This is a genomic window from Mesorhizobium sp. M2A.F.Ca.ET.046.03.2.1 (assembly GCF_003952425.1).
Taxonomy (GTDB): domain Bacteria; phylum Pseudomonadota; class Alphaproteobacteria; order Rhizobiales; family Rhizobiaceae; genus Mesorhizobium.
Genome location: NZ_CP034449.1, coordinates 293531 through 313288, shown reverse-complemented (window position 1 = coordinate 313288; position 19758 = coordinate 293531). Strand labels below are relative to the sequence as shown.

The following is a 19758-nucleotide window of genomic DNA, read 5'->3' as shown; positions in this document are numbered from 1 at the left end:
TGAAGAGCAATTCTGTTCAAACGATCGAGCCTTTGCTGCCGCCGCGGAAACTGTCACAATTCGGCCCTAATCAAGGAGCGATAGCGCTTGATGAATACTGGCGCTTCGGCCAGTATTCGCGACGCATCCACCGGGGCCGTTTCTTAAACCTAATCGAGGTTCTCCCAAGCCCGCATGCCTGCCGAGATCCGCAAGGCCCGCGCGTCAGACGTCGATGACCTCGCCGCCATCGAGAAGGCTGTTTTTCCGGGCGACAGGCTCTCGCGCCGCTCCTTCCGCCAGTTCATCGAACGCGAAACCGCCGAGATGCTGGTGGCCGAGAACGAGGGCCGGGTCGCCGGTTATGCGGTGGTGCTGTTTCGCAAGGGCAGCGGCGTCGCGCGGCTCTATTCCATCGCTGTCGGTCCCTTTTTCGGCCGGCTCGGTATCGGCCGGCTCCTGCTCGCGGCCGCAGAAGAGGCGGCCTTCGAGCACGACCGGCTGTTGCTGCGCCTCGAAGTGCGCGAGGACAATGATCGCGCCATCCGCATCTATGAGCAGGCCGGCTATCGGAAACTGGGCCGCGAGCCCGACTATTACGAGGATGGCGCGACCGCGCTGCGCTATGAAAAGACGCTGCGCGGCGACACGCCCACGGCAACCAAAGTGCCGTTCTACCAGCAGACCTGCGAGTTCACCTGCGGCCCTTGCTGCCTGATGATGGCGATGGCGAATTTCCACCGGGGCTTCGTGCCCGATCCGGTCATGGAAATCCGCCTGTGGCGCGAGGCGACCACGGTCTTCATGATGTCGGGTCCGGGCGGCTGCGAGCCTTTCGGCCTGGCCGTCGCCGGCTATGAGAGCGGGCTTGCCGCCGAGATATTCGTCTCCTTCTACGGCGCGCTGTTCCTGCAGTCGGTGAGGAGCGAGGACAAGCGCCGCGTGATGGAGCTCGCCCAGGTCGATTTCCGCCGCCGCGCCGAACTCTACGGCATCCCCGTCAACTACCGTCCGTTCAGCATCGGCGATATCCGCCAAGCTCTCGCCGACGGCAAGCTGGTGCTGGTGCTGGTCAGCGGATTCCTTATGTTCGGCAAGAAGGTGCCGCATTGGGTGCTGGCCATCGGCGACGATGGCGACCATATCCTGATCCACGACCCATGGGTCGAGGATGAAAGGCAGGAAACCATACTCGATGCCGCGAACATTCCAGTGCCCTACGACATCTTCATGAATATGGCGCAGTTCGGCCGCGACGGCCTGCGCGCCGCCATCACTCTGGGAAAACGCTGAACAATGACCTGGGTAATCCTCACGGGCAGGCAGAACGATCTCGATCAGGTGGCCACACCCCACAAGATCATCACCAACCGCGACTATCTCGCGCATCCGGCGCTGTTCCGCGGCCAGCGGCCGAAAGTGATCAACCTGTCGAACAATTACGGCTATCAGAGCCGCGGCTACTACGCTTCGCTGCTGGCCGGTTCGCGCGGCCATAGGGTGATCCCAACCGTCGAGACGATGATCGACCTGTCCGAGCGCAAGCTCTACGAGCACGCGCTGCCGGAACTCGAGCTTGCCTTGAACAAATGCCGCAAGGACCTCGGCGGGATTTTTCCGGCGAAGGTCGCGATCTTCTTCGGCATCGGCCCGTCGAAAGTCTGGGACCGTTTCGCCAAGCTGTTGTTCGACTGGTTCCGCGCGCCGGCGCTGGAGGTGCACATCAAGGACAGCGCCGAATGGGCCTCGATCCGCAAGATCGGCTTCCTGCCGCTCGCCCGCATGACCGAAGACGAGGAAGAGCTCTTCCTGCAATGCCTGGAGACCTATACCAACCGCGAATGGCGCGACACCAAGGGCCGCACGCCGGCGCGCTATACTTTTGCGACGCTGGTCGACCCGCATGAGGAATTGCCGCCGTCGGAGATTTCCTCATTGCGCTATTGGGCGCGGATCGCCGAGAAGATGGGCGTCGAAGTCGAGCCGATCACCAGGAAGGACCTCGCCAAGCTCGCAAATTACGACGCGCTGTTCATCCGCGAGACCACGTCGATCTCCAACCACACCTACCGCTTCGCGCGCCGCGCCCAGCAGGAAGGCATGCCGGTGATCGACGACCCGCTGTCGATGATCCGCTGCACCAACAAGGTCTATCTCAACGAGCTGATGACCTACAACAAGGTGCCGGTGCCGCCGACGGTGATGATCGCCGGCACCTCCGACTCCGAAGTGGCGGCGCAGACGCTTGGCTTCCCGCTGGTGCTGAAGATACCGGATTCGTCCTTCTCGCGCGGCGTCAAGAAATGCGAGAACATGGCGGAGCTCACCAAGCTCGCGACGGAGTGGCTGGAAGATTCCGATCTCCTGATCGCGCAGAAATTCATCCCGACCGAATATGACTGGCGCGTCGGCGTGCTCGGCGGCCAGCCGCTGTTTGCCGTGCATTACCTGATGGCAAAGAAGCACTGGCAGATCGTCAACCACAAGGCCAGCGGCAAGCCCGACCAGGGCGGCATCAAGACCTTTACACTGAAGCAGACGCCGCCGCATGTCGTCGAGACGGCTGTGCGGGCGGCAAAATGCATAGGCGACGGCCTCTACGGCGTCGACCTCAAGGAGACCACGGACGGGGTCTTCGTCATCGAGGTCAACGACAATCCCAATCTCGATCATGGCTGGGAGGATTCCGGCGAGAAGGACGAGCTCTGGGTGCGGCTGACGCAGTGGTTCCTGGAACGTCTGGAGCGGCCGGAGAAGTAGGGGCGGGGGAACAGGAACTGAGGAACTGAGGAATTGAAGAACTGGAGAATTGAAGAATTGGGCATCACCTCCTCGCTTCCCTCGGTTTCATCAGTACTGAATCATTCGAACTGAGGGAAAAGTATGCTGTTCTTCGTGATCGAGGATTTTCACGGTTCGGACCGCAAGGAAATCTACCGCCGTTTCCGCGACAAGGGCCGGCTGAAGCCGGATGAACTCGTGGTGCATCACAGCTGGATCGCGAGTGACATGAGCCGCTGCTTCATGCTGGTCGAAGCCGATGACGCGACGGTGCTGCAGCGCTGGGTCATCGAATGGGCGGATCTCGTGGAGTTCGAGATCGTTCCCGTAGCCAGCAGCAAGGACATGGTGGTTGCGCTGGCCGGGCATCTCTGAGCAACGATCCCGGCAGCCGTTTGCTCAATTTGCGTGGAACCGTCTAACTGCGTCTTAAGCCCGATTTGCTATCCCGCCTGTATTGTGGATTGCCTCAAGGCTCTCAGAAGATGATCAGGCTGTTTCAATCAGGTAATTGCGGCCAAATACTCTACATTTTCCTTCTTGTGTTTTTGATCGGATTTGATTTTGCCAAGGACCCGATCGAGCATTTTCTGGTCGGGGCAAAAGAAGGTGTTCAGAAGCAAATCTATGCGGCTGACGGCAACAATATAGCCCGTACTCAGAGGTCCTTTGTCGAGGAACTGAGAGTCCCGGATTATGGGATGCACGATGCTCCGAAATCCGCCGAGGAGCATGCCTCCGGCATCGTCGCCCAGGCGATCGCCATGGAGGCAAAAAGCTCCGCCATCGGGACGATTTACATCTCGATGCTTGCGGCGATGGGCTTTGCCACCCTCGTTGCGATCATTTGGATGGTGTTTGCTCGCGTGCGCGACATTGGCTGGCCTGCCGCCGTGGGGTTCGGCATTCTTGCTCCGAAGCTCGCGATCTCGGTTCTTCCCGGCAGTCTTCCGCCACTGACCTTCGACATTCTGCAATACGGTTTCATCGCCGCCATAATAGTGCTTGGGCTCGTGCCGGGTGGATTTGCCGACGGACCGCGTGCCCAGCCGGTTCGACAGGCAGCCGTAGCCGAGCCGGCGCGTCGCGCCGCAGGCCAATTCGGTCAAAGACGACGCTGAGCAGCAACGCCCAGCGCCGGCGATCCGACGGCGCGCCGGCATTCCTCGACCAGCCATTCCCGGAACGCCGCAACGGCATCGCGCCTCGCGCTGCGTTCGGGGATCGTCAGGCAATAGGGCTGGCGCAGTTCCAAGGACTGCGCGGCGGCCCGCACCAGTTTGCCATCCTCCAGCGCTTGCGCGCAATAGATGCCTTGCGCCAGCGCCACGCCCAGCCCTGAAATGGCGAGATCGAGTGCTGCACGCGAGGAGTTGGCCGAAAGGCCGCGCTGCGCCGCACGGCCGGGCTCGCTTCCCGACGCCTCGAACCAGTTGCGCCAGGATGGAAAGGACGCGCCGGTCGGTCCCCAATCGGTGTGGATCAGCGGCAGGCCAGCAAGGTTTTCGCTATTGGTTGAGGCCAGTGTCGGTGCGCAAACGGGATAGACGGCATCCCTGGCGATTTCCTCGGTCGGATGCTCCCGATAATGAGGACCGTAAGAGAGCCGGATGTCGACCAATTCATGATCGAAGGGCACCGGATCGTCGTCGCCTCTTAGCGATATATCGGCGGCGCCATGGGATGCGACGAAGCCGGCGAGCCGCTCGGAAAGCCAGCCCATCGCCATGGAAGGCGGCACTGAGATCACGAGCCTCGGCCGGAACGCGTCGCCGCTGACATCGCGCGCGACGCTGCCGATTTCCCGGAAGGCCATGCTGAGCCGCGGCAGCATCTCTACCCCGGCCTCGGTCAGCACGGCCCGCCGGTTGATGCGGTGGAACAGTTGTCGTCCCATCTGCTCCTCGACGGTGCGGATGAGCTGGCTAACGGCCGCTGCCGAGATCGACAGTTCCTCCGCCGCGGCGGCAAAGCTGCCTGTGCGCGCCGCCGCTTCGAAGGCCTGAAGTCCACGCAAGGAGGGAAGGGCGACCATGGCAATCCGAAAGATAAGGTGATCTTATCTATTTCGCAGAAATCCTCGTTTTTCGAAAGGTTTCTTTCTAGAGTATCGTGACTCATGAACGCAATCGATCATCACGAAACCGTCGACCATCGCCAGGTGATCGCCTCGCTGACGAATGAGGAGCGCGGGCGGCTGACCGGCAAATCGGATGGGCCGGGCCTTGTCCAGTTCGCGCTCCATCTCGGGGCGATCACCGTCCTTGGCGCGCTGATCGCGGCCAAGGTGCCGTTCTGGCCGGTCCTGATGCTGCCCCAGGGCATCCTGATCATCTTCCTGTTCACCCTGCTGCATGAAACCGTGCACCGGACGGCATTCGAAACGCAATGGCTGAACGATGTGGTCGCGCGCTTCTGCAGCCTGGCGATCGCGCTGCCGGCGGACTGGTTCCGCTACTTCCATTTCGCCCATCACCGCTTCACTCAGGATCCGGAAAACGATCCGGAGCTGGCCTTCCCGAAGCCCGAGACGATGCGGCAATACATCGTCCACGTCTCAGGGCTGCCCGTGTGGTGGGGCCACTTCAAGACGCTCTACACCAATGCGATGGGGCGCTGCCGGGACAGCTACGTGCCGCCGAAGGGGCTGCCGAAGGTGAAGGCCGAGGCGCGGGCGATGATCGCCTTCTATCTCGTTCTGCTGGCGCTCGCGGTGTGGTTCAAGGCGTCGGTGCTGCTCACTGTCTGGATCGTGCCCGCGCTGCTCGGCCAACCGTTCCTCAGGCTCTATTTGCTCGCCGAGCACGGCCGCTGTCCCTTCGTCGCCAACATGCTGGAAAACACCCGCACGACGCTGACCAACTGTTTCGTGCGCAAGCTCGCCTGGAACATGCCTTACCATGCCGAGCACCACGCCTATCCCGGCGTCCCGTTCCACCAGCTGCCGGAATTCCACCGGCTGATCGAGCGCCATCTCAAAGTGGTCGAGCCCGGCTATGTGAGCTTCCACGAGAAGTACAACGAGACGCTGCGCTAAGCGACCGACGCGTCAGTGAGACAGCGCATATATATCAGACTGACTGGCGCAGCAGCGCCGGCGAACGCAGCAGCCGGCTCATGTCGGCCGCTTTGGCCGGCACGCCGATGAGATAGCCTTGCGCCTCGCCGCAGCCGGCCTTGCGCAGCATGTCGAGCTGCGCTTCGGTCTCGACGCCTTCGGCGGTGACGATGACGCCGAGCTCGGCGCCGAGACCGATCACGGTGCGCACGATCGCCGCCGTGTCGCGCCTGTCGAGGTCGCGGATGAAGGAGCGGTCGATCTTGATCTTGTCGACTGGAAAGCGCCGGAGGTAGCCGAGCGAGGAATAGCCGGTGCCAAAATCGTCGAGCGCGATGCGCACGCCGAGACCGCGCAATTGGCTGAGCGTCCTCAGCACCGCGTCGCTTTCGTCCATCATCACTGTTTCGGTGATTTCGAGTTCCAGGCGGTTGGCCGGCAGGCCCGAAAAGGCGAGCGCCGAGATCACGCTGCGGGCGAAGCCGCCGCTCTTGATCTGTGCGGCCGAGACGTTGACGGCCATGCGCATCTCCGGCGGCCAATGGGCGGCCACGCTGCAAGCCTTGCGAAGCGCCCAATCGCCGAGCTGCACGATCAGTCCGGTCTCCTCGGCGGCGGCGATGAAGTTTTCCGGCGACACCAGGCCGCGCGATGGCGAGCGCCAGCGCATCAGGGCTTCCGCGCCGACAATTTCGCCGGAGCCGATGTTGAGGATCGGCTGGAAATCGAGCTCGAACTCGCGCTTGGAAACGGCTGCTTCAAGATCCGCCTCAAGCGCGCGGCGCTCCCGCATCAGGGCATCCATGCCCGGCTCGAAGAAGCGATAGACGTTGCGACCTTCGCTCTTGCCCTGGTAGAGCGCCATGTCGGCATTGGTGAGCAGCGTGTCGGCATCGTGCCCGTCACCGGGATGGAGCGCGATGCCCAGGCTCACGCCCACATGCATTTCGCGTCCCTTGTCGCGATAGGGCTTGCCGACGATCTCGACGATGCGCTTGGCAAGCTTTTCGGCGTCGGCGGCGCTCTTGATGCCGGACTGGATGATGGCGAACTCGTCGCCGCCGAAGCGGGCGACCACGTCCTTGCTGCCGCGCACGGCATGCTGCAGCCGCTTGGCGACGCATTTCAGCAGCCAGTCCCCGGCCGGGTGGCCGAACGTGTCGTTGACGGCCTTGAAGCGGTCGAGGTCGAGCGAGAGGATCGCCAGCGGCTTGGCCTTGGCCTCGCCAAGCGCCTGGTCCAGCTTCTCGCGAAACATCGAGCGGTTGGGCAGGTTTGTCAGCGTGTCGTGATGCGCAAGATGCGTCATGCGCTCCTCGACGCGGCGCCGCTCGGTCACGTCCTCGAAGGTCGCCACCCAGCCGCCGCCGGCGAGCGGCCGCCGCAGGACGAAGAGCGTTCGGCCGTCGACCAGTTCGCGATAGCTCGAGCGCGGCTGGCCCGCGTCCAGGGCCGCCTTCGCCTTTTCCACCTCTATGTCGACTTCAACAGGCACGAAGATGCCGAGAGCCACGAGTTTCTCCAGCATCTGACGGTGCGTCATGCCGAGCGTGAAATCGGCAGCCTTCGCGTTGCAAAGATCCAGGAAGCGCTGGTTGCGGACGATCAGGCGGCCCTCGGCGCTGTACATCAACAGGCCCTGCGACATGTTGGCCAAAGCAGCGTCGAACCGGCGGTGCTGCTCCTTCAGCTCCGCCTCGGCTCGCCGCCGCTCGGTCACGTCCTCATAGATCGAAACCCAGCCGCCGACGGCGATGGGCCGATGGGAAATGACGATGATGCGCCCGTCGGACAGGACTTCCTCGTAGGTCGAAGGCTTGGCGCCGTCGATATAGGGCTTCCGGATAGCATGGAGTTCTTCGGCGCTTTGCGAGGCGACGCCGACATCGACGCTGTGCTGCAGAATGTCGAAGTATCGGATGCCAGGCTTCACCACCTTGGCGTCGAGGCGGAAGAGATCGATGTAATTGCGGTTGCAGATGATCATCCGCTCATCGGCGTCGAACATGCATAGCCCATGCGACATGTTCTCGACGGCGGCCGCGAAACGCTCGTTCTGGGCCCGTAATTCGTTCGCAATCCGCCGTGCCGGACCGATAGCGGCCGTTCTTCGCTTGCCGGCGGTGGAAGCCGTCTTGACATGAACGCCAGGCATGAGCACGCCTTCGGACCGTGACCGAACGCTATACTGTCCTGGTAGCCGGTTAATTTAGCGTTCTTTCAAATGGCCGAATTGGCGACGAACGAAGACTGGCGCATGGCATCCAGTGTCTTGAAACGCTTGAGGAAAGCCGTTTGCGCCCAAGTGACGGATTTGGGCGTGAGGTCGAAGCGGTCGGCGGAGAAGCCGCGCGGGCGGCCGAAATACTCGGTCGCTTCCGCCGTCGAAAAGCCGGCCAGCAGCGTTGCCTCGAAATAGGCGGCGATCTGGTCGGCGCGCTTGATGTCCTTGCGCAAGGAGGCGGCGAGCTCCGCCGGCAGCGAGAAACGCAGATGGATCGCGCGCTGCAGGCGCAGCTCGCAATCCTTATAGGAGCCGCCCATCACCGATTTGAACGGCGAGATCATGTCGCCGATGACATATTCCGGCGCATCGTGCAGCAGCGCGGCGAGCCGCGCCTCCGCCGTGGCCCGCGGTGCCAACTCGCCATAGAGCGCCTCGACCAGCAGCGAGTGCTGTGCGACGGAGAAGGCATGGTCGCCGCTGGTCTGGCCGTTCCAGCGGGCGACGCGGGCGAGCCCATGGGCGATGTCGGCGATCTCGATGTCGAGCGGCGAGGGGTCGAGAAGGTCGAGCCGCCGTCCCGAAAGCATGCGTTGCCAGGCGCGCGGCGGCGCGCCGGCCCGGTCGGCCGCCATCAGGCCTCCTCCGCGCTGGCCGCGCCTTCAGGGAAGCTGAACTTCGCCCAGGCGGGAATCGCGAGCGTCACCGGAACCTCGCCCGCCAGGATCGCCTCGCCGGCATCGAGCGCCGCCTTGACCCGGTCGATGCGGGCAATGGCAAGTCCGGTCCTGCCGCCAACCGAGCCGAGCGCGCCCACCGGCCGGCCGGCGACGGTAAGCTCGGTTCCCGAAGCGGGCAGGGGGCCGTCAGCCGATGCGATCAGAACCCGGCGCCGTGCGGTGCCGCGATGCTGCATGCGCGAGACCACTTCCTGGCCGATATAGCAGCCCTTCTTGAAGCCGACGCCGCCGGTTTCGTCGAGCAGCACGTCATGCGGGAAGGCGTCGCCAAGCTGGTAGTCGGCGCCACTTTCGGCGATGCCGTTGGCGATGCGGACGGCTTTCCAGCCATCAGGATCGCCACCGTCCTTTGCCCCGCCGCCATAAGTGCGCCTCACCGCCACGTCGCGAAAACGCGTGTCGGCAAGCGCCGTTGAATCGGAAGATGAGGCGGTTGAATCATCGCCCCACGCGACCGTGACAACCACCTGATCCTGCTTGGCAATCTCGGCCTTTGCCCTTAGCCGATAAAGCACCAGCCGGCGCACGAAATCGTCGGCGGTGTCGGCCCGGCATTCGAGCCGAAAACCGTTGTCGCCGGCGCGCGAGATCAGGAAATCGAACAGGATTTTGCCCTGCGGCGAAAGCAGCGCGCCGGGCTTGACCTCGCCGGGCTTCAGGGTATCGAGATCGGTGGTGAGGATGTTCTGCAGGAAATGCTCGGCATCGGGGCCTGACACGGTAATGAGCGCGCGGTCGTTGAGCTGGGTAAAGGGCATGAGGGAAGTCGGCCTGATCTTGCAAAACGTTCGGCCATTACGTAAGCCGGCCACACTCCCCCCGCAAGAGATTGGACCTGGCCATGGCAACCACCTTCGACCTCATCCTGACAGGCGGCACCGTGGTCAATCATGACGGCGAGGGTCGCCGCGACATCGGCGTGAAGGGCGGACGCATCGCGCGGATCGGCGATCTCGGCCAGGCCTCGGCCGGCGAGACCATCGACTGCACCGGCCTGCACATCCTGCCGGGCGTCGTCGACAGTCAGGTGCATTTCCGCGAGCCGGGGCTGGAGCACAAGGAAGATCTGGAGACGGGTTCTCGCGCGGCAGTGCTGGGCGGCGTCACCGCCGTCTTCGAAATGCCCAACACCAATCCTTTGACCACCAGCGAGGCGGCGCTGGCCGACAAAGTACGCCGCGCAACCGGCCGCATGCATTGCGATTTCGCCTTCTGGGTCGGCGGCACGCGCGACAATGCTCGCGATGTCGGCGAACTGGAACGGTTGCCGGGAGCGGCCGGCATCAAAGTGTTCATGGGCTCGTCCACCGGCGACCTTCTGGTCGAGGACGATGAAGGCGTCGCCTCGATCCTGCGCAACACCCGCCGCCGCTCCGCCTTCCATTCGGAAGACGAATTCCGTCTGCGCGAGCGGCTCGGCGAGCGCGTCGAGGGCGATCCGTCGTCGCATCCCGTCTGGCGCGACGAGATCGCGGCGCTGCGCTGCACCGAGCGCCTGGTGCGCATCGCCAGGCAGACGCGCGCGCGCATCCATGTGCTGCACATCTCGACCGCGGAAGAAATCGTCTTCCTCGAGCAGCACAAGGATGTCGCGACCTGCGAAGCGACGCCGCATCATCTGACGCTGACGGCGGACGACTATGCCAGGCTTGGCACGCTGATCCAGATGAACCCGCCGGTGCGCGCGGCTCGCCACCGCGACGGCGTCTGGCACGGCATTCATCAAGGCATCGTCGATGTACTGGGATCAGACCATGCGCCGCATACGCTGGCCGAGAAGGCAAAGGCCTATCCGGCCTCGCCGTCCGGTATGACCGGCGTGCAGACGCTGGTGCCGATCATGTTGGACCATGTGAACGCCGGCCGGCTCACGCTGCAGCGCTTCGTCGACCTTTCCAGCCACGGCCCGCAGCGCATCTTCGGCATGGCCAGGAAGGGCCGCATCGCCGCCGGCTACGATGCCGATTTCACCATCGTCGATATGAAGCGGCGCGAGACCATCACCAACGCCCAGGCCGGCTCCAAAGCCGGCTGGACACCCTATGACGGCAGGGAGGTCACCGGCTGGCCGGTCGGCACCATCCTGCGCGGCAATCGCGTCATGTGGGAAGGTGAGATCGCGACACCCGGCCAGGGCAGGGCGGTGGAATTTTCCGAGGCGCTGCCGGTCTAAGGGGTTCAATCCCCGGCCACAAAGAACAGCCACTGCCCTGTCGGCGTGATGCCGACGCGGTAGAAGATATAGGCGCCGAACTGCTTCATGTCGTCATAATCGCTAGCCGTGACCAGCTTGAACAATTCGACGCGTTGCCTGGCATCGAGCTTGTCGAGCGGCAGCGCGAAGAAATACGGCCAGACATAGAGTTCCTGCGGCGTGCCGGTGTCGACATGGACATAGCCGGCCGAAAGCACCTCTTCAAGGATGGCGAGGATCTCCTGGCCGTCGCCGTCGCCCGAGAGGCCCTTGAGAAAGGTGATCGGGTCGCCGTCGATATCGCCCAGCGACAATTGCGTCATGGAATCGCCCTTGCCGATCAGCGGCCGCAGCTTCTCGATGTCGCCGGTACGGCAGGCCTCGATGATCAGCCCATGCATGCGCTTGACCGGTTCAGGAAGCGTGTTGAGGTCGTAGACGACCGCCGGCGGCGGCGCGTCCGGATCGGCGCGCGGGCTGGTGATGCCGCCATTGGCGGGCGGCGTTTCCGGCTCCGACTTGTCGGTGTCGTCTGCCGGCTGGCCGCTGTCCGAAGGCTTGGAGCCGGGCGCTTCCGGCATCGGCACGGTCGCGCCAGGCGCGGCGCTGTCGCTGTCGGCGGGCGGGGCCACCGGGGAAGGCAGGTCCTCGCGCTGGATCTCACTCAGTGCGTAGGAAGGCGTGCTGGCGAGGCACAAAGGCAGCGCGAGGCAGGAAGCGGCGATCAGGATGTTGAGCGTCAGCCCGCGCGGCCGGCCTGACATCGAAAATCTCACCGCTTGCCTCTCCATTGTTCCCCGGCCTGATCCGGGCGGCGCCTTGAATGGTCAAGCGCATGGGCATGATGCCCAAACGGCGTGCACTCGTCAAAAGTCACTGTCGAAAAGTCGCTGTCAAAACAGATGACTAGAGCAATTCCAGGAAAAGTGTGAGCGGTTTTCCGTCCGGAATTGCGTAAAAACAAAGAGATAGAGTGGTTCGCCGTTTCCGTGAAACGCTCAGTGCTTCAGCCGTTCAGGCTCGAAGGCGCCGGCGATCACCTTTTCCCGCATGCGGTCGAGCAGCGCCAGCGCCGAGGTCTCGCCATTGGCGCGCAACATCTCGCCGAAAGCCGTCTCCAACGCCGCCTCGGCGATGATTTCCGGCTCGATGCCGGCCGACAGGCCTTCCGCCCATGCCTCGCTGTGGCTCTCAACGGCGGTCAGGCGTTTTTCTTCCCTGACCAATGCGTCGATGTCGCTGACACCATGTTCCATTGCGATGTCCACCTTACTGCAAGCGGCGATCCAACAGTGGATCCGGCTTGGGCTGTCAGTTCGTCCGCAGTCTCAAGTAAGTCATTGTAAATACGACATTTTTAGGGTCGAAATTCACATTGTCGGCGAGACTGCGCTCAATCGATGCCGAGCTTAGCCGATTAGGCCGGCTTGCGGCATCAAAACCTTCAGTTTGAGTTAATTCCGCAATCGCGCGCTAACGTTTCATTAATACTGTTGCGAAACCGCAACAGATGATTGCACCAGAGCGGGACAGGAGACAATAAGGCACATCACATTGGCGCCAATTGTCGCAAGAAATCTGGGCAAAACGTATTGGCGGCCCGAGCCGCCTCAGTTCCCGTAGCGCGAAGCGATGTCGCGCGACAGCGTCTCGCCTTCCTTCATGTAGCGGGCGATGGCCTCGGTCGCCGAAGGCGTGCATCGTGTATAGGTGCCGCTGAAGGAGCGGTAGCCGCGGTTGAAGGAGGCGATGAAGCGCGCGCGCCGGTCAGGGTCCGGATTTTCCGATTCGAGCAGCTTTTCCATTTCGACCCGCCACTGGTCGCCCTTTTCACCGCACAGGTTGCGCAGAAAATGCAGCGATCCCAGCACTTCCGCCAGCCGCATCAGCCCCGGCTCGAACGGCGCCTCGGCGGCGCGCGCCGGAACCGGCGAAGCGGCGATGCCGACAGCGAGGCACGCGGCGAGAAGAGGGGAAGCGCGGGTCATAGACTTATGTGATCGAACAGTTCGTTGTCCACAAGGCGACTGTGAGGCTGTTGGCATTGGCCATCGGATGAAAGCGCTTTGCCCGTTGGAATTCAACTTGTCCAGGTTGGCGCCGCCCCTCATTGCCCTGCCGGGCATTTCTCCCCGTATAGTGACGGGAAGAAAGGGCATGGTGCAGCGCTGGCGCATTCCCTGCCAGTTGGCGGTTGGCGAAATCGCTGGCGACAGCGTCCCTCTCCCCGTCACTATACGGGGAGAGGATGCCGGCAGGCAGGTGAGGGGCAGCGCAAACGTCTGAAGTCATGGCGTTGCATTCTCGAAGCTACTTGTGCGAATCGTTAAGCAACGCTACCGCAACCTCAAGCACTGCATCGGCAAGCGGCATGTCAGCCATTTGCGCCAGCGTGTAGAATGCCGCGGTCTCGGCATCGTCGCTGGCCACTGGTTCGCCGTCGGCATAGGCGGCGCCGAACACCGTCAGCAGATAGTCGACCGCGTGGTTTTCACCGCTGCCGTCGATATGGATGTCGCGCAGCGGGCGGTAGTCGATGGCTTCAAGTCCGGTCTCTTCCCGCAACTCCCGTGCGGCAGCCTCCGCCAGCGTTTCGCCCGGTTCGACCTTGCCGCCTGGATAGGCATAGAGCCCTTGCGATGGCGCCCGCCCACGCTTGACCAGAAGCACGGTGCCGTCGCGCACGACCGCGACCGAAACGGCCGGTATGATCTTGCGCTTTTCCATGCGTGCCGATCCTTCTGCAGGCTTTTGTGGACCGATTGGGCGAATCCAGCTTTAGCCGTTGCGGCGTGGCGGTTCCATCGCCACTTTTGATGGCACGTCACTCGAAAAGCCCAGATCCATGTGCGGACGCTTTGCCCTGACCGCCACGCCGGACCAGACCGCCGCCTTCCTCGGCCTGGCCGAACTGGAGGGATTTCCGGCCCGCTAGAACATCGCGCCGACACAGCCGGTGCTGATGGCGCTTGCCGGCCCGCCGCGGGAACCCGGGTCCAACCTGCCGGACCGCCAGGCGATGCTGGTGCGCTGGGGCCTGATTCCCGCTTGGGTCGAGGACACCAAGGCGTTTCCGCTGCTCATCAACGCCCGTTCCGAGGGCGTGTTGCAAAAAGCATCGTTCAAGACCGCCATGCGCCACCGCCGCGCTCTTGTGCCGGCATCGGGCTTCTACGAATGGCAGCAATCGGGTTCGGCCAAGGGGCAGCCCTACTGGATCCGCCCGCGCCGCGGCGGCGTGGTCGCCTTCGCCGGCCTGATCGAGACTTACTCCGAGCCCGGTGGTTCCGAGATGGACACCGGCGCGATCATCACGACTGAGGCCAGTGCCGGTATCGCCCATATCCACGATCGCATGCCGGTGATGATCGAGGAGCGCGACTTCGCCCGCTGGCTCGACTGCCGCACGCAGGAGCCGCGCCACGTGCTCGATCTGCTGAAGCCCGCCGAGCCCGATTTCTTCGAGGCGATACCGGTTTCCGACCTGGTCAACAAGGTCGCCAACACCGGGCCGGAGATCCAGGAGCGCGGCATCGTTTCGCCGCAAGTTGAAAAGCCCAGGCGCCAGAAGCCTGGCGCGGACGAAAACCAGATGAGCTTGTTTTAGAGCAATTCCAGGAAAAGTGTGGAACGGTTTTCCGTTCGGAATTGCGTCAAACCATCCAACAGAAGGCTGCCTGCCCGAAAGGCTGCTTTGGGGCCTTCATCCCCAGGGCGCTCGTGGCGCCCTCGTCACCGCCGTCTCCATCGTCGGAGACCGTGCCGGTCGCGCCGTTTCAGGCGGCGCGCGGCGAGACGATCTTCTGCGCGGGCTTCTTCTTCTTCGCGGTGTGGAGGAGGGCGGCGACGATGGCCGCCGGGCCGATCGCGCGGTAGTGGTTGGCCAGCGCGGGCTGCGTTTGTCGGATCTGTTCCTGCTTGCTGCGAGCCATGATTCTCTTCCCTGGTAACGGTTTCGTGTTCAGCGTTTGGCGGCTGATTCCGTCCAAATCGTGACACCGGGCGGTCTAGCCGGCGAATGTTTCATCACTGTGCCGACATGTTTAATAAAATGTTTCGCCAGGTCTTTACCTGTGATCCAACGACATCTTTCCTAAGCCGAGCGACTTGACGGCAACACCCGCCGGCGCGATAAAGCCGGCCATGAAAACGTCTTTCGCCATTTGTGGCATTTGCATTATTGGCTAGCCTCGCGCTGGTCCGGACGTTTTCGCCTCATCTTTCCCCAGATCGGAAAAAACGCCCCGGCCAGCAGGCTGGAGCCTGTTTTGCGCCGTGGCGCAGGCAAGGCTCCATCCAAGTCTAAGGGATCGGAAGGGCACGTATGTCTGAACCATCGAAGGGCCTCAGCCTCTACAACACGCTGACGCGGACGAAGGAACCGTTCGTTCCGATCGACCCGCAAAACGTGCGCATGTATGTCTGCGGCCCGACCGTTTACGACTTTGCCCATATCGGCAATGCCAGGCCGGCGATCGTCTTCGATGTGCTTTTCCGCCTGTTGCGCCAACTCTACGGCGAAAAGCACGTCACGTATGTGCGCAACATCACGGATGTCGACGACAAGATAAACGCCAGGGCGCTGCGAGACTTCGGCGGCGAGATCGCGGCCGGGAAGTTGTCGCTCAACGATGCGATCCGCAAGGTCACCGAAAAGACCGCCGACCAGTACCACAAGGATGTCGCCGCGCTTGGCTGCCTGCAGCCGACCTACGAGCCGCGGGCGACGGAGTTCGTCGCACCCCGCGCCGACGGCAAGGCCGACATGCTGTCGCTGATCCGCCAGCTGATCGAGCGCGGCCATGCCTATGTCGCCGGCGGCGAGGTGCTGTTCGACACCGCCTCGATGCCGGATTATGGCGAGCTCTCCAAGCGCAATCTCGACGAGCAGCAGGCCGGCGCGCGCATCGCCGTCGACGCGCACAAGAAGAATCCCGGCGATTTCGTGCTGTGGAAATTGTCGAGCCCGGAAGAGCCCGGCTGGGAAAGCCCGTGGGGCAGGGGCCGGCCCGGCTGGCACATCGAGTGCTCGGCCATGTCGGCCGCCTATCTCGGCGAGGTCTTCGACATCCATGGCGGCGGGCTGGACCTGATCTTCCCGCACCACGAAAACGAGATCGCCCAGTCGCGCTGCGCCCACGGCACCAAGGTCATGGCCAACGTGTGGATGCACAACGGCTTCCTGCAGGTCGAAGGCCAAAAGATGTCGAAGAGCCTCGGCAATTTCTACTCGATCCACGAATTGCTGGAGACCGAGACCTTCGGCGGCCGCACCTGGCCGGGCGAGGTGCTCAGGCTGGCGATGCTGATGACGCACTATCGCGAGCCGATCGACTTCTCCGTGCGCAAGCTGGAGGAGGCGGAAAACACGCTGCGCAAATGGAAGCGCGCGGCCGATCTTGCGCCCGCGGCCGCGAAGGACCTGCCGGCCGAAGTGGTGGAAGCGCTCTCGGATGACCTTGCCACCTACACCGCCTTCCAGCGGCTGACGCAGCTTGCCGGCGAGGCGGTCGAGGCTGGCGGCGATGGTGGCAATGCCGCCGCCGCTTCGTTGAAAGCGGCACTGGCCTTCCTCGGCTTCGACGTCGGCGCGGCCAAGGTGGACGAGACGGCGGTCGCCAAGGCCATCGCGGATCGTCTGGAGTTTATCGCTGCCAAGAACTGGGCCGAGGCTGATCGCATCCGCCACGAGCTTTTGGCTCAGGGCGTGCAGTTGAAGGACGGCAAGGATCCTGTCACCGGCGCGCGTGTGACGACGTGGGAGATCAAGCGGTGAAGGTGGATGCCTCCATACGGGAGAGGTTGGAGCGAGGCCCCCCTCTCTGTCCTGCCGGACATCTCCCCCTCAAGGGGGGAGATTGGATGTCGCCTGGGCTTTCGCCAACCGTCAACGTTGAAGATTGGGCGCCGTCGGCGAAGCTGCTGATCTCCCCCCTTGAGGCGGAGATGCCCGGCAGGGCATAGAGGGGGGCCTCGCAATGACTCATCATCGGGTATCTCCCGCCAATCGCGGCAATGCGCGCAAGATGCGCAAGGCGATGACCGATGCCGAGTTGAAGCTTTGGAATGAGGTCCGTGCTGATAGGCTGATGGGAATGGCGTTCAGGCGTCAGATGCCCATAGCTGGCTACATCGTCGATTTTGCCTGCCCCAGCAAGAAGCTGATCGTCGAGATTGATGGCTCTCAGCACGCTCTTGCCGAAGTTTCGGCGTCCGACGTCGCGCGAACCGCGAAGCTTGAAGCTCTAGGCTGGACCATCCTGCGCTTCTGGAACGACGACGTGATCCGCGTTATCGACAATGTCTGCCAGCACATCGTCATCGTGGCCGGGCTGGCCGCCGCGCCACCAAGGGAGGAGCTCGTCCTGTGATCGATCATCTCGGCATCACCGTTTTCGATTTCGACGCGTCGAAGGCTTTCTACGACAAGGCGATGGCGCCGTTGGGGGCTTCGCTGCTCTACATGGTGCCGGAGGAATACACCGGCGGCGCCAAGGTCGGCGGTTATGGCCGCGACCGGCCGGTGTTCTGGGTGAGTGCCGGCAAGGAGAAGCCGAAGGATCACCAGCACATCGCCTTCACCGCGCGCAGCCGCGCTGAGGTCGACGCCTTCCATGCGGCAGCGCTTGCCGCCGGCGGCAGGGACAATGGCGCGCCGGGCCTGCGTCCGCACTATCATCCGAACTACTACGGCGCCTTCGTCTTCGATCCCGACGGCAACAATGTCGAGGCGGTCTGTCATGACCCGGAATGAGCCCCTAAGGCAGCCCATGAAACGGAGTGAGCGATGAGCCTCGACAACAGGCCGATCTACACCGGCGGCTGCCAGTGCGGCGCCGTGCGCTTCCGCGTCGAAGGCGCGTTGGGCGACGCCTCGGTCTGCCATTGCCGCATGTGCCAGAAGGCGAGCGGCAATTTCTACCTGCCGCTGGTGTCGGTGCGCGGCGCCACGCTCGACTGGACGCGCGGCGAGCCGAAACGCTTCCGTTCGTCCAACGCCGCCTGGCGCGGCTTCTGCGCCGAATGCGGCACGCCGCTGACCTTCGAGGCGCCCGACGGTATCGCATTGGCGATCGCCACCTTCGATGACCCGACCGGCATCGCGCCGACCATCCAGTGGGGGACGGAGGCGAAGCTCCCCTATGTCGACGGCATCCCCAAGCTGCCGTCCGAGGACACGATGGCCGATATCGCCTCTGCGCCTTACCTCGCCGAGCTCGTCTCCTATCAGCATCCAGACCACGACACCGACCAATGGCCGCCGGAGGAAAGACCATGACCGATCAAGTTCGAACCGGCGGCTGCCAGTGCGGCGCCGTGCGTTTTCGCGTGCACGGCAAGCTCGGACGCCCGTCCATCTGCCATTGCCGCATGTGCCAAAAGCAGTTCGGCAATTTCTTCGGCGCGCTCGTGACGGTGCCGAAGGACGGCGTCGAATGGACCCATGAGGAGCCGACCTATTTCCAGTCCTCGGTCAACATCGACCGCGGCTTCTGCGCCCGCTGCGGCACGCCGCTGACCTACCGCCAGCCGGGCGCGCTGGAGATCGCCATCGGCGCGTTCGACGACCGCTCCGATCTCGCGCCGCAGATCCAGGTCAACTACGCGGTGCGGCTGCCCTGGGTGGAGAAGATCTTCGAGGCGCCGATCCTCGACGATCCCGATTTCTACCGACGGCAGGAGCAGATCATCTCCTTCCAGCACCCCGACCACGAGACGGCCAACTGGCCGCAGCAGGGCTTGAAACTATGACGATCCACAGTGGTTCCTTGCGCAGCCTCTATCCCGAGATCGAGCCGTTCGAGTCGGGCATGCTCGATGTCGGCGACGGCCACACCATCTATTGCGAGCGCTGCGGCACCAGGGGCGCCAAGCCCGCCGTGTTCCTGCATGGCGGCCCGGGCGGCACAATCTCGCCAAAGCACCGGTGCCTGTTCGACCCGAAGCTCTACGACGTCATCCTGTTCGACCAGCGCGGCTGCGGGAAATCGACGCCCAACGCCTCGCTGGAAGCCAACACCACCTGGCATCTCGTCGCCGACATCGAGCGCCTGCGCGAGATGGCCGGCTTCGACAAATGGCTGGTCTTCGGCGGTTCCTGGGGCTCGACGCTGGCGCTCGCCTATGCCGAGACGCATCCCGAGCGCGTCAGCGAGCTCATCGTGCGCGGCATCTACACGCTCACCCGGGCCGAGCTCGAATGGTATTATCAGTTCGGCGTCTCCGAGATGTTTCCCGACAAATGGGAGCGTTTTCTCGCGCCGATCCCCGAGGCCGAGCGCGGCGACATGATGGCCGCTTACCGCAAGCGGCTGGTCGGCTCCGACCGCGCGCGCCAAGTGGAGGCCGCCCGCGCCTGGAGCATCTGGGAGGGCGAGACGATCACGCTGCTTCCCGAACCCGAGACCAGCGATCCGTTCGGCCAGGATGACTACGCCATCGCCTTCGCCCGCATCGAGAACCACTATTTCGTCCATGCCGGCTGGCTGGAGGAAGGGCAACTGCTCCGCGACGCCTGGAAACTGAAGGACATTCCCGGCACCATCGTCCACGGCCGCTACGACATGCCGTGCCCGGCGAAATATGCCTGGGCGCTGCACAAGGCCTGGCCGAAGGCGGATTTCCACCTCATCGAAGGCGCTGGCCACGCCTATTCCGAGCCGGGGATTCTGGATCGGCTGATCCGGGCCACGGATCGGTTTGCAGGGAAATAATGATGCAGGTTCGTGCTCTACGGCGCCCCCCTCTGGACTGCCGGCCATCTCCCCCACTTGGGGGGAGA

The 19758-nt window shown here is 63.5% G+C and carries 21 protein-coding genes and 1 pseudogene; 13 read left to right on the top strand and 9 right to left on the bottom strand.

Annotation, left to right across the window (positions count from 1 at the left end):
• The first annotated feature begins 174 nt into the window (after positions 1 to 174).
• The 4 genes from EJ072_RS01745 to EJ072_RS01730 all read left to right on the top strand — a co-directional run bounded on the left by EJ072_RS01745 (position 175) and on the right by EJ072_RS01730 (position 3881).
• Positions 175 to 1272 (top strand): GNAT family N-acetyltransferase/peptidase C39 family protein, encoded by a 1098-nt coding sequence (locus EJ072_RS01745; RefSeq protein WP_126078305.1) that lies wholly within the window; start codon positions 175 to 177, stop codon positions 1270 to 1272.
• 3 nt (positions 1273 to 1275) lie between these two features.
• On the top strand, positions 1276 to 2739 hold the full coding sequence (locus tag EJ072_RS01740) for a RimK family protein (RefSeq protein ID WP_126078304.1): 1464 nt from the start codon (positions 1276 to 1278) through the stop codon (positions 2737 to 2739).
• Between the two features lie 123 nt (positions 2740 to 2862).
• Positions 2863 to 3135, top strand: a complete 273-nt coding sequence (locus EJ072_RS01735) for a DUF3303 family protein (protein ID WP_126078303.1) — start codon at positions 2863 to 2865, stop codon at positions 3133 to 3135.
• 110 nt (positions 3136 to 3245) lie between these two features.
• On the top strand, positions 3246 to 3881 hold the full coding sequence (locus EJ072_RS01730) for a hypothetical protein (RefSeq protein ID WP_126078302.1): 636 nt from the start codon (positions 3246 to 3248) through the stop codon (positions 3879 to 3881).
• Here the strand turns inward: EJ072_RS01730 and EJ072_RS01725 are convergent.
• Complete coding sequence (locus tag EJ072_RS01725) at positions 3866 to 4795, bottom strand: LysR substrate-binding domain-containing protein (protein WP_126078301.1); 930 nt, start codon at positions 4793 to 4795, stop codon at positions 3866 to 3868. The two genes, EJ072_RS01730 and EJ072_RS01725, sit on opposite strands and share 16 nt — an antisense overlap.
• 84 nt (positions 4796 to 4879) lie before the next feature.
• Between EJ072_RS01725 and EJ072_RS01720 the strand changes: the two genes are divergently transcribed.
• On the top strand, positions 4880 to 5797 hold the full coding sequence (locus EJ072_RS01720; protein ID WP_126078300.1) for a fatty acid desaturase family protein: 918 nt from the start codon (positions 4880 to 4882) through the stop codon (positions 5795 to 5797).
• A gap of 34 nt (positions 5798 to 5831) precedes the next feature.
• On the opposite strand, the gene EJ072_RS01715 is transcribed toward EJ072_RS01720, so the two are convergent.
• The 3 genes from EJ072_RS01715 to EJ072_RS01705 all read right to left on the bottom strand — a co-directional run bounded on the left by EJ072_RS01715 (position 5832) and on the right by EJ072_RS01705 (position 9540).
• A complete protein-coding gene (locus EJ072_RS01715) occupies positions 5832 to 7973 on the bottom strand; it encodes an EAL domain-containing protein (protein ID WP_126078299.1) in 2142 nt (713 codons plus the stop codon).
• Between the two features lie 65 nt (positions 7974 to 8038).
• Positions 8039 to 8677 carry an HD family hydrolase gene (locus EJ072_RS01710; protein WP_126078298.1) on the bottom strand — a complete coding sequence of 213 codons (639 nt, stop codon included), beginning with the start codon at positions 8675 to 8677 and terminating at the stop codon, positions 8039 to 8041.
• The gene (locus tag EJ072_RS01705) at positions 8677 to 9540 is read right to left on the bottom strand and encodes a folate-binding protein YgfZ (RefSeq protein ID WP_126078297.1); all 864 of its coding nucleotides are present in this window, start codon (positions 9538 to 9540) and stop codon (positions 8677 to 8679) included. The genes EJ072_RS01710 and EJ072_RS01705 overlap by 1 nt, the downstream gene beginning before the upstream one ends.
• An 83-nt stretch (positions 9541 to 9623) precedes the next feature.
• On the opposite strand from EJ072_RS01705, the gene EJ072_RS01700 reads away from it, so the two are divergent.
• The gene (locus EJ072_RS01700; protein ID WP_126078296.1) at positions 9624 to 10955 is read left to right on the top strand and encodes a dihydroorotase; all 1332 of its coding nucleotides are present in this window, start codon (positions 9624 to 9626) and stop codon (positions 10953 to 10955) included.
• Between the two features lie 5 nt (positions 10956 to 10960).
• Here EJ072_RS01700 and EJ072_RS01695 read toward each other — a convergent pair whose 3' ends face one another.
• From EJ072_RS01695 to EJ072_RS01675, 4 genes are all read right to left on the bottom strand, one after another.
• Complete coding sequence (locus tag EJ072_RS01695) at positions 10961 to 11752, bottom strand: hypothetical protein (protein WP_189343191.1); 792 nt, start codon at positions 11750 to 11752, stop codon at positions 10961 to 10963.
• A gap of 222 nt (positions 11753 to 11974) precedes the next feature.
• On the bottom strand, positions 11975 to 12232 hold the full coding sequence (locus EJ072_RS01690) for a hypothetical protein (RefSeq protein ID WP_040984202.1): 258 nt from the start codon (positions 12230 to 12232) through the stop codon (positions 11975 to 11977).
• A gap of 354 nt (positions 12233 to 12586) precedes the next feature.
• Complete coding sequence (locus EJ072_RS01685; RefSeq protein ID WP_126083460.1) at positions 12587 to 12964, bottom strand: TIGR02301 family protein; 378 nt, start codon at positions 12962 to 12964, stop codon at positions 12587 to 12589.
• 322 nt (positions 12965 to 13286) lie between these two features.
• Positions 13287 to 13703, bottom strand: coding sequence for an NUDIX hydrolase (locus EJ072_RS01675; protein WP_126078294.1), 417 nt, complete (start codon positions 13701 to 13703; stop codon positions 13287 to 13289).
• Between the two features lie 118 nt (positions 13704 to 13821).
• Between EJ072_RS01675 and EJ072_RS01670 the strand changes: the two are divergent.
• Positions 13822 to 14583: pseudogene (locus tag EJ072_RS01670) on the top strand (SOS response-associated peptidase).
• 169 nt (positions 14584 to 14752) lie between these two features.
• Here EJ072_RS01670 and EJ072_RS01665 read toward each other — a convergent pair.
• Positions 14753 to 14908 (bottom strand): hypothetical protein, encoded by a 156-nt coding sequence (locus tag EJ072_RS01665; RefSeq protein ID WP_108702811.1) that lies wholly within the window; start codon positions 14906 to 14908, stop codon positions 14753 to 14755.
• 392 nt (positions 14909 to 15300) lie between these two features.
• Between EJ072_RS01665 and cysS the strand changes: the two genes are divergently transcribed.
• From cysS to pip, 6 genes are all read left to right on the top strand, one after another.
• Positions 15301 to 16752, top strand: coding sequence for a cysteine--tRNA ligase (gene cysS / locus EJ072_RS01660; protein ID WP_126078293.1), 1452 nt, complete (start codon positions 15301 to 15303; stop codon positions 16750 to 16752).
• A 250-nt stretch (positions 16753 to 17002) separates the two neighbouring features.
• Positions 17003 to 17347, top strand: a complete 345-nt coding sequence (locus EJ072_RS01655; protein WP_245467156.1) for an endonuclease domain-containing protein — start codon at positions 17003 to 17005, stop codon at positions 17345 to 17347.
• Positions 17344 to 17730 (top strand): VOC family protein, encoded by a 387-nt coding sequence (locus tag EJ072_RS01650; protein WP_126078291.1) that lies wholly within the window; start codon positions 17344 to 17346, stop codon positions 17728 to 17730. The genes EJ072_RS01655 and EJ072_RS01650 overlap by 4 nt, the downstream gene beginning before the upstream one ends.
• A gap of 33 nt (positions 17731 to 17763) precedes the next feature.
• A complete protein-coding gene (locus EJ072_RS01645) occupies positions 17764 to 18255 on the top strand; it encodes a GFA family protein (protein WP_126078290.1) in 492 nt (163 codons plus the stop codon).
• Entirely contained in the window at positions 18252 to 18728 is a 477-nt protein-coding gene (locus tag EJ072_RS01640; RefSeq protein ID WP_108702816.1) for a GFA family protein, read from the top strand. Before EJ072_RS01645 ends, EJ072_RS01640 begins: the two co-directional genes overlap by 4 nt.
• A complete protein-coding gene (gene pip / locus EJ072_RS01635) occupies positions 18725 to 19690 on the top strand; it encodes a prolyl aminopeptidase (protein WP_126078289.1) in 966 nt (321 codons plus the stop codon). Before EJ072_RS01640 ends, pip begins: the two co-directional genes overlap by 4 nt.
• Positions 19691 to 19758 lie beyond the last annotated feature (68 nt).